The sequence below is a fragment of the Pseudoalteromonas sp. GW168-MNA-CIBAN-0100 genome (assembly GCF_040309225.1).
GTDB classification, from domain to species: domain Bacteria; phylum Pseudomonadota; class Gammaproteobacteria; order Enterobacterales; family Alteromonadaceae; genus Pseudoalteromonas; species Pseudoalteromonas arctica.
In genome coordinates this window covers 1-262 of record NZ_JBEOOL010000704.1, presented here as the reverse complement: position 1 = coordinate 262, position 262 = coordinate 1, and the positions used below count along the sequence as shown (strand labels likewise).

At 38.2% G+C, this 262-nt stretch carries 1 protein-coding gene; it reads right to left on the bottom strand.

Features of this window, described 5'->3' with window-relative positions; genetic code table 11:
- A partial coding sequence (locus AAEY62_RS23095; protein WP_350636766.1) for a cation:dicarboxylate symporter family transporter occupies nucleotides 1-262 on the bottom strand: 262 nt, incomplete at both ends.

Genomic DNA, 262 nt, shown 5'->3' with positions numbered 1-262 from the left:
GGAACTTTAAGTTGGTTTACTTGTGTATCTATGTTCATTGGAATTGATGCCGCTGAACTGCGCGAACTAAAAGCAAAGGTCATTACTGGCCAAATCTTAGTAAAATAATGTTTTGGACTAACCCCAACTAGGCTTAACAGTATGCCGTGCACAACAAACATTAATAAAATAGCGACATAAGAGGCGATAATAAACGCCAATAAATTAAGAATGTCGTTACCACTTGAGTTTGCGACTACATTCGCCATTAATCCTGCAACAC